Below are 8,504 nucleotides of genomic sequence, written 5' to 3' on the forward strand. Positions count from 1 at the left end.
CAACGCATCCGATCCTCGCAGTGCCAACAGGCCCTTAGTTTGCGCTGCGACCGCTTCGCTTGCATGACCAAGGTGTGACGCGGCCAGCTCCGCAAAGCTGAGGATGCCCGGCCCGGCCATGGCGGTTAGCGTCGCGATCCTGCATATCAGCGCGGGAGATTGCCATGGACGACGAGAAAGTTTCCCGGCGGGTCAAATGGGGCGTCATCGGGCTGCTGGCGATCTGCGCGGTCCTGGCGCTCACCTTGCTGGCGCCGAACCCGAGAGGCGATTCCGCGCTCTGGTTTGTCGGCCTGCTGGTGCTGATGGCCACCGCGCTGACGCTGACGGCCATCGTCTTCGGCGGCCTCAACCTCAACGACGCCAACGAGGCTTTCGGCCTGCCCTCGGGTTCGGTGCGCACGCTGCTGGCCGTGGGCGTGATGGTGCTGTTCGCGGTGTTCGGCCTCAAGTTCTTCAGCGAAGCGCAAGAAGAGGCCCGCATGCCCCGCCCCGGCGACAAACCCTTCGAGCAGATCGAGGTGCCGCTGGCACGGCTGCCGGACGAGATCACGCGCTACAAGCAGGTGCCTTCGCTGCTGGTCGTCGTCGCCTCACCCGGCCGCGCCGCCTCGGGCACCGATGCCGGCGCCAATGCCAAGCTCAATCTCTACACGCTGGAGTCGCGCCCCTCGGCCAGCGCGATGGACGCGCAAAAGCAGCTGCTCACCGCCATCATCACCCTGCTGACGACGGTGGTGGGCTTCTACTTCGGCAGCAAGAGCGCCGGTGACGGCCTGCGTGCGCGCAACGAGGGCACGCCCGCCGACCCGGCGGCCCCCCAGCGCCAGCAGGCGGCCCTGGCCACCGAGCGCGATGCGCTGGAGGCCCACATCAAGAGCGATCGCGAGACGCTTGAGGGCTTGCGCAACGCGCCGGGTGACGGCGACGCGGCAAGGCGCCAGAAGCTGGACGAGGCGCAGGGCCTGTCGAGCCGCCTGGACGCGCTGCGCGACCAGCTTGCCCGCGCGCTGACCGAGGCCCAGACCCGCCTGGGCGCCATCGCCGCGGCGCCGGCCGGCGGCGAGGCCGCCGCCCGTGACGCAGCCCAAAAGGCACTGGCGCGAGCCAGCACCGAGCTGGATGCGCTGAAGCAGGCCGCCCAGCAGTTCGAGGCCGCCGTCGCCCAGCTGCGCACACCCGCGGCGAAGACGCCTTAAACCCAGGTCAGCGCCACCGCATCCCGCACCGCCCCAACGGCCGGCACGGCAAGCGCCGCCGGGCTGCTGATCCAGCAGAACCAGGTCGGCGCCGACCAGCCCGGCCAGATGCGGGCCTGGCCGGCGTCTTCCATCAGCGTGGCCTGGTCGCGCCGCACCATGCCGGCGCCCATGCCGGCCGCCACCATGCTGCGCACCGCCACCTCGGTGTCGGCCTGCAGGCCCACCTCCAGCACGGCGCCGGCTTGGGCGAACAGCCTTTCCTGGTGGCTGCGCAGGCCGCAGTCGGGCGGCGTTGTCACCCAGGGCAGGGCGGCCAGGCCGGCCAGGTCGGGCGGCAGGCCGCCGTGTATCAGCAGGCGTTGCGGCACCACGGGCACGATCTCGGCGGCCTGCAGGCGCCGCACTTCCAGGCCCTCGATCTCGGCGTGCTCGTGCAGCACGCAGGCGCAGTCCAGCTCGCCTTTGCGCACGGCGGCAATGGCGCGCAGTGACACCAGCTGCTGCAGTTGCAGCTGCACCCCCGGGTGGTGCTCGGCCAGGTGCACGAACACCTCGCCCAGGCGCAGGGCCACCGCGTCGCTGACCGTGCCCATGCGCACCTGGCCGCGCGCCTCGCCGCGGATCTGCGCGGCCGCCGCCTGCATGCCCTGGGCCGCGGCCAGCGTGCGGCGCGCCTCTTCCAGCAGGCGCTCGCCGGCGGCCGTCAGCGCCATGCCGCGGGCGCTACGCTCGAACAGCTTCACACCGAACTCGTCCTCCAGCGCCTTGAGCTGGGCGCTGACCGCCGGCGGGCTGGTGAACACGCGCTCCGCGGCGCGCGTCAGGTTGCCCTCGGTGGCCACGGCGACAAAGGTCTTGAGCTGGTAGATCTCCATGGCCGCCATTCTGCTCAGGGGCGACGGGGCGGGGGTGTGGATTTTCTGAACGGGGCGGTCGGCCGAAACGAATGGATGAAATTGCGCCAGGCGCCGAGAGTGAAGGCATCGACATTCGTCTGGAGACCCTCCATGACCGCCAACACCCGACCCGGCGCCATCACCGCCCTGCTCTTTGCCACCTCCACCTGGGGCAGCCTGTTCCTGATCGGCAAGACCGTCGTCGCCCAGCTCGACCCCGTCTGGTTCACCTTCTCCCGCTACACGCTGGCCACCGCGGTGCTGGCCGTGCTGGTGCACTTCGCCGGCAGCCACCCCTGGGCCAAACTGCGCCGCCACGCGCTGCGCCACAGCCTCGTCGGCCTGGCCGGCTATGGCGTGTTCAGCATCATGGTGTTCCATGGCCTGCGCCTGTCGCTGCCCTCGCACGGCTCCGTCATCATGGCCACCATGCCCTTCACGACCATGGCGCTGCGCTGGGCACTGGACGGCCAACGCCCGCCGCTGCGCGCCCTGCTCGGCGCCGCGCTGGCGCTCGCCGGCGTTGCCACCGTGGCCAACCTGCTGGGCCAGGCCAGCGAGATCAATGCCCGCATGCTGCTGGGCGACGCCATCACGCTGGCCGGCACGCTGGGCTGGGTGCTCTACACCCGTGCCATGGCCAAGGTGCCCGACCACAGCCCGCTGGAGTACACCGCGCTGACGGCCATCGCCGCGCTGCCCGGTCTGGCACTGGTGGCGCTGCTCGCCACGCTGCTGGGCTGGGCCGAGGCGCCGTCGGCCGAGCTGCTTCTGAGCCTGAGCCCGAAGCTGGTCTACATCGCCCTGGTGCCCACCGTGGCTGCCGTGCTGGCCTTCAACGCTGGCGTGAAGAAGCTCGGCGCGCCGCTGGGGACGCTGTTCCTGAACATGGTGCCGGTATCCGTCATCGCCGTGCACGCCGTGATGGGCGAGGCGCCGCATGCCAACGAGATCGCCGGCGCGGCACTGGTGGGCTTCGGCCTGGCGCTGACCGTGTGGGCGCCCAAGCCCGCCGCAGTGCCGGCGCCGCGCGTGGCCCTGGGCAACGCGGCGCCTTGCACACGTTGAAGCCCGCGCTCACCACGCTGTCATGCAGGCGGCCTAGCCTCGGCCCATGCCACCGCTGACCGCTCTCCTGCCCTGGGCCTGTGCCCTGCTTCTCCTGCTTGCCTTGCCGGCCGCCCTCATCGGCCTGCAGGGCAAGCTGCTGTTCGGCCGCACCTGGGTCATCCGCCGCACTGACCCCGGCCCCGCAGCGGCCCGAAGGCGCAGCGAGGCCGTCTGGCTGAATCGCCCCGGCGGCGTGCGCCTGCAGGGCTGGCTGACCCAGCCCGTGGGCGAGGCACCCCGCCGCCTGCTGCTGTGGTTTGGCGGTCGCAACGAAAACGTCGCCTGGACGCCCGACCTCGCCGGCTGGCTGCCCGACGACTGCGCGCTGCTGGCCTTCAACTACCGCAGCCTGGGCGAGAGCGGCGGCTGGCCGTCCGAGGCCGCCTGCGTGGCCGACGCCGAAGCCGCCGCGGCCTGGGGGCTGGCGCGGCTCGGCTTGCCGCCGGGCGCCCTGCACCTGGCTGGCCGCAGCCTGGGCACCGGCGTGGCCATGCAGCTTGCGGCGCGCCTGGCCGCGGCCGGCCGCCCGGTGGCCAGCGTCGCGCTGATCACACCGCTGAAGAGCCTGCGCGCGGTGCTGCGCCGCAACCTGCTGCTCGCGCCGTTGACGCCCTGGCTGCGCTCGCCGCTGGACAGCGTCGCCGCCGCCGGCGCGCTGAACTGCGAGGTGCTGGTGCTGCTGGCCGAGCAGGACCGCCAGGTGCCGCACGCGCATTCACACACCCTCGTGCAGGCCCTGCAGCGCGCCGGCTCGGCCGTCACCGTGCATCAGCTCGCCGGCACCAACCACCGCAGCCTGGCGCGCACGCCCGCGGCGATGCGGCAGCTGGGCGGGTGGTTGCTGGAAGAATCGGCCGCACGATGAAGAAAACCCTGAACGCCCTCGCGGTGGCCACCGCCATGGCCAGCACGCCGGCCCTGGCTGCCGACACCCAGTTCGCCGTCCTCGTGCTGGCCATGCCCACCAAGTACCACTACGAGTACATCCCGGTGGCGCGCGAGAGCTTCGAGAAGCTGGCCAAGCTGCACGCCTTTGACTTTACCTGGACGGCCCAGCCCGGCGCCTTCGAGGGCGACCTGAGCCGGTACGCGGCGGTGGTGCTGCTGAACAGCTCGGGCGAGGAGTTCAACGAGGCTCAGCGCGCCGGCTTCGAGCGCTACATGAAGGCCGGCGGCAACGCCGTCGTCGTGCACCGCGCCATCATCAGCAAGCCGGGCCTGTGGCCCTGGTACGAAAAGCTCGTCGGCCGCTCCTTCGTCATCCACCCCATGCTGCAGACGGCCGTCGTCACCAAGACCGATGCGAACCACCCCGCCACCTTCGGCCTGCCGGACAAATGGATCTGGTCAGACGAGTGGTACGAGTTCAGCAACCCGCACGGCGTGAAGATCAACCCCGTGCTGGCCGTGGACGAGCGCAGCTACGACCCCACCAAGATCTGGCCCGGCCAAGTCGCCAAGGGCATGGGCGCCGACCACCCGGTGAGCTGGTGGCAGGCCTACGAAAAGGGCCGCGTTTTCGTCACGGCGCTGGGGCACAACCAGGCCATGTACCGCGACGGGCGGTACCTGGACCACCTGTGGGGTGGCGTCTGGTGGGCCGCCACCGGACGCTGACGACCCGGGTTCGGCCTATTTCGAGAACCAGCCGGAGATACGCTGCTTGATGCGCAGGAAGAAGCCGGCGCGCTCCACATCGGCCAGAGCGACGACCGGCGCCTCGCCCAGCGTCTTGCCATTGGCCACCGCGACCGCCTTGCCGATCACCGCGCCCTTGGCGATGGGCGCCTCCAGGCCCGGGTTCAGCGTCAGCTCGGTCTTGACCGCGGCGGCCTGGCCCTTGGGCACCACCAGCGTCCACGGCTTGGCCAATCCCGCCGCCACCTCGGGGGCCACGCCGTACACCACCTTGGCGTTGGCCAGCGCAGCGCCCGCCTGGGCCGGCGTGGCTTCCTCGAAATTGGCGTAGCCCCAGTTGAACAACACCCGGKTCTGGTCGGCGCGGGCCTGCTTGCTGTTCGCGTTCATGATGACCGAGATCAGGCGCATGCCATTGCGCTTGGACGAGGCGGTCAGGCAATAGCCGGCGTCCTCCGTGTGCCCGGTCTTGAGACCGTCGACGGTCGCGTCGGTGTAAAGCAGCGCGTTGCGGTTGCCCTGCTTGATCTTGTTGTACGTGAACTCGCGCTCGGCGTAGATCGGGTAGTACTCGGCGCTGTTGCGGATGATGGCCGCGGCCAGCACGGCCAGGTCCTTCGCCGAGGCCTTGTTGTTGGGGTCGGGCAGGCCCGCGGCGTTTGCAAAGTGCGTCTTCGTCATGCCGAGCTTGGCTGCTTCGGCATTCATCAGGGTGACGAAGCCGGCCTCCGAGCCGCCGACGTGTTCGGCCAACGCCTTGGAGGCGTCATTGCCGCTGGCGATGACGACACCGCGCAGCATGTCCATCAAGGAGGCCTTCTCGTTGAGCGGCACGAACATGCAGCTGTCGCCGTCCTTGCCGCCGCGGCACCAGGCGCTTTCGCTCATGGTGACCATCTCATCGGGCTTGAGCTTGCCGTTCTTGAGGCCCTGCTCCACCAGGTAGCTGGTCATCATCTTGGTGAGCGACGCCGGCGGCAGCGGTTCGTCCGGGTTGGACGACGCGAGCAGCTGGCCCGTGTTGAAGTCCATCAGCACCCACGCCTTGTTCTCGAGCACCGGCACCGACTGCCCGCTCGCGTCGGTCGTCATCGCCTGCTCGGCGGGGGCGGCAGCCTTCTTCGACTTCTTGGCCGCCGCGTGGGGCTTGGCATGCGACGCGGCGCTGGCTAGCCCGGCCGAGCCGATGAGGAGCGCGCTGGCAAGAACGCAGGGGAGCAGATGGGAAATGCGCGGTGTGCGGGTCATGGAGAGATGCTTGCTGAAGAAGCCGGTAGGGTGATGGCGATTAAGTCGCTGATCACTGAAATGGGCGGTTCGTTGTGCTGGCGCGAAGCGCACCCCCGGTGGCCGGTGGGCCGGCCAGGGGCGGCGAAATCGCGCTCGGGATGTCATCGACACGGGTCGTGTCAAGCGATTTGGGCCAATTGTGTCCTCTGGCATGCCCACAACCGCCCTGGCGACGGAGAACTCACGAATCTCTACAACTGCGCCGGCCCGCCATTCACTCAAAGCCATGAGCGCGCACCGCAGGCAAACTGCACCGCAACGAACATCAGCGCGGGCAACCGAGCCCGCCCAACGCATGCAGCGCCGCCCCTTGATCCTGTCGCCCTGGTTGACCCTGCTGACGCCGCTCAGCCAAGCCGCGCCCGCGCCGGCCGTGCTGCCGCTCTGGCCCGAGAGCGTGCCCGCCGCCGTGCGGGCGGATGCCCCCGCCACACGCAGCGACCTCGGCCCCGAGCGCGTGGACGCCAACGGCAGCATCGCCAACGTGTCGGCGCCCACGCTCACCGTGGTGCCGCCCGCCATGGATCGCCCCAACGGCACGGCCGTGATCCTGTGCCCGGGCGGCGGCTACCGCTACCTGTCGTGGCAGCGTGAGGGTGAGCAGTACGCCGCCTGGCTGAGCACGCTGGGCATCACCACCTTCATCCTGAAAAGCCGCCTGCAGGAGTGGGGCCACCCCGCGCCGCTGCAGGACGTGCTGCGCGCCATCCGCCTGGTGCGCTCGCGCGCGGCCGAGTTCAGTGTCGACCCCAAGCGCATCGGCGTGATGGGCAGTTCCGCCGGCGGCCACCTGGCGGCCAGCGCCAGCACGCTGTTCGACCATGCCGACGGCCGCACCGGCGCAGCGCTGGACAGCGTCAGCGCCCGGCCCGACTTCGCCGTCCTCGTCTACCCCGTCATCACGATGACCGACCCCGCCGCCCACCCCGGCTCGCGCCGCGCGCTGCTCGGTGCCGAGCCCGGCCCCGCGCTGCTGGCGCTGACCTCGCTGGAGCAGCAGGTGACGGCCGCCACCCCGCCCACGGTGCTGCTGCACACGCAGGGCGACAAGACCGTGCCGGTGCTRAACAGCATCCTGTACTACCAGGCTCTCACCCGCGCCGGCGTGCCGGCCGAGCTCTACCTGTTCGAGCAGGGCGGGCATGGCATCGKCATGCGGGACGGGTTGGGCACGGCGTCGGCGTGGCCGAGGCGGGTGGAAGACTGGCTGCGCCAGCGGGGGTTGTTGGGTGCGGCGGGGCGGTGAGGCGACCCGCATGGCGTGAACATCAACGCCGTGCTGGCCGTCACAAAGTGCGCTTACGGCAATGGCTTGAGACCCAGCTCTTTCAGGAAGGCGTTGTGCCTTTGTTTGGCATCCGTGATGGCGCGCTCCACTTGAACCAACTCGGCGTGCACCGCATCCAGGTCGATCTCCGCCTCACCCACGGCGGTGCTGACATACCGTGAGATGTTCAGGTTGAAGTCGTTCTTCTCGATCTCTTCCATCGCCACCCGGCGGGCGTACCTCGGCGCTTCCTTGCGGAACTGGTAGGTCTCGATGATCTTGGCAATGTGCGCCTCGGTCAGCTGGTTCTGCCGCTTGCCTTTGACGAAGTGCTCCGCCGCGTTGATGAACAGCACGTCATCCGGCTTCTTGCACTTCTTCAGCACCAGGATGCACACCGGAATGCCGGTGGAATAGAACAGGTTGGACGGCAGGCCGATCACCGTGTCGATGTGCCCATCCTTCAGCAGCTTGGTGCGGATGCGCTCCTCCGCCCCGCCGCGGAACAGCACACCGTGCGGCAGGATGATGGCCATCACGCCCTCGGGCTTCAGGAAGTGGAAGCCGTGCAGCAGGAAGGCGAAGTCCGCCGCCGACTTCGGCGCCAGGCCATGGTTCTTGAAGCGCACGTCGTCCGCCAGCGCGTCGCKGTTTTCCCAGCGGTAGCTGAAGGGCGGGTTGGCGACGATGGCGTCAAACGCCGGCTTTTTCGCCGGGTTCAGCTCGCGCAGCAGCTCCCAGTCGTTGGTCAGCGTGTCGCCGTGGAAGATCTCGAACTCGGTGTCCTTCACCCCGTGCAGCAGCATGTTCATGCGCGCCAGGTTGTAGGTGGTGATGTTCTTTTCCTGGCCATAGATCTTGCCGATGCCGTGCGGCCCCATGCGCTTGCGCACATTCAGCAGCAGCGAGCCCGAGCCGCAGGCGAAGTCCATCACGCTGTCCAGGCGTGCCTTCTTGCCCGTGGCCGGCTCCTGGCTGTCGAGCGTGACGATGGTGGCGAGAACGTCCGAGATTTGGTACGGCGTGTAGAACTCGCCAGCTTTCTTCCCTGAGCCGGCCGCGAACTGGCCGATCAGGTACTCGTAGGCATCGCCCAAAAGG

8 protein-coding genes are annotated in these 8,504 nt (G+C 69.6%); 5 read left to right on the forward strand and 3 right to left on the reverse strand.

What is annotated here, in order from left to right:
- Positions 1-164: 164 nt before the first annotated feature.
- Positions 165-1,199, forward strand: a complete 1,035-nt coding sequence (locus tag ACXJKR_RS17545; RefSeq protein WP_457323908.1) for a hypothetical protein — start codon at positions 165-167, stop codon at positions 1,197-1,199.
- Here ACXJKR_RS17545 and ACXJKR_RS17550 read toward each other — a convergent pair.
- Complete coding sequence (locus ACXJKR_RS17550) at positions 1,196-2,077, reverse strand: LysR family transcriptional regulator (protein WP_457323909.1); 882 nt, start codon at positions 2,075-2,077, stop codon at positions 1,196-1,198. The genes ACXJKR_RS17545 and ACXJKR_RS17550 overlap by 4 nt on opposite strands.
- Before the next feature lie 132 nt (positions 2,078-2,209).
- On the opposite strand from ACXJKR_RS17550, the gene ACXJKR_RS17555 reads away from it, so the two are divergent.
- The 3 genes from ACXJKR_RS17555 to ACXJKR_RS17565 are packed head-to-tail and all read left to right on the forward strand — an operon-like array spanning position 2,210 to position 4,825.
- Positions 2,210-3,166 carry a DMT family transporter gene (locus ACXJKR_RS17555; RefSeq protein WP_457323910.1) on the forward strand — a complete coding sequence of 319 codons (957 nt, stop codon included), beginning with the start codon at positions 2,210-2,212 and terminating at the stop codon, positions 3,164-3,166.
- Between the two features lie 46 nt (positions 3,167-3,212).
- Entirely contained in the window at positions 3,213-4,073 is an 861-nt protein-coding gene (locus ACXJKR_RS17560; RefSeq protein ID WP_457323911.1) for an alpha/beta hydrolase family protein, read from the forward strand.
- Complete coding sequence (locus ACXJKR_RS17565) at positions 4,070-4,825, forward strand: ThuA domain-containing protein (protein WP_457323912.1); 756 nt, start codon at positions 4,070-4,072, stop codon at positions 4,823-4,825. Before ACXJKR_RS17560 ends, ACXJKR_RS17565 begins: the two co-directional genes overlap by 4 nt.
- A 15-nt stretch (positions 4,826-4,840) precedes the next feature.
- Here ACXJKR_RS17565 and ACXJKR_RS17570 read toward each other — a convergent pair whose 3' ends face one another.
- The gene (locus ACXJKR_RS17570; protein WP_457323913.1) at positions 4,841-6,094 is read right to left on the reverse strand and encodes a D-alanyl-D-alanine carboxypeptidase family protein; all 1,254 of its coding nucleotides are present in this window, start codon (positions 6,092-6,094) and stop codon (positions 4,841-4,843) included.
- Between the two features lie 337 nt (positions 6,095-6,431).
- Between ACXJKR_RS17570 and ACXJKR_RS17575 the strand changes: the two genes are divergently transcribed.
- Entirely contained in the window at positions 6,432-7,382 is a 951-nt protein-coding gene (locus tag ACXJKR_RS17575; RefSeq protein ID WP_457323914.1) for an alpha/beta hydrolase, read from the forward strand.
- Between the two features lie 53 nt (positions 7,383-7,435).
- Here the strand turns inward: ACXJKR_RS17575 and ACXJKR_RS17580 are convergent.
- Positions 7,436-8,504, reverse strand: a 1,069-nt coding sequence (locus ACXJKR_RS17580) for a type I restriction-modification system subunit M (protein ID WP_457323915.1), incomplete at its 5' end; no start/stop codon positions are given.

Source organism: Roseateles sp. P5_E11, assembly GCF_054049355.1.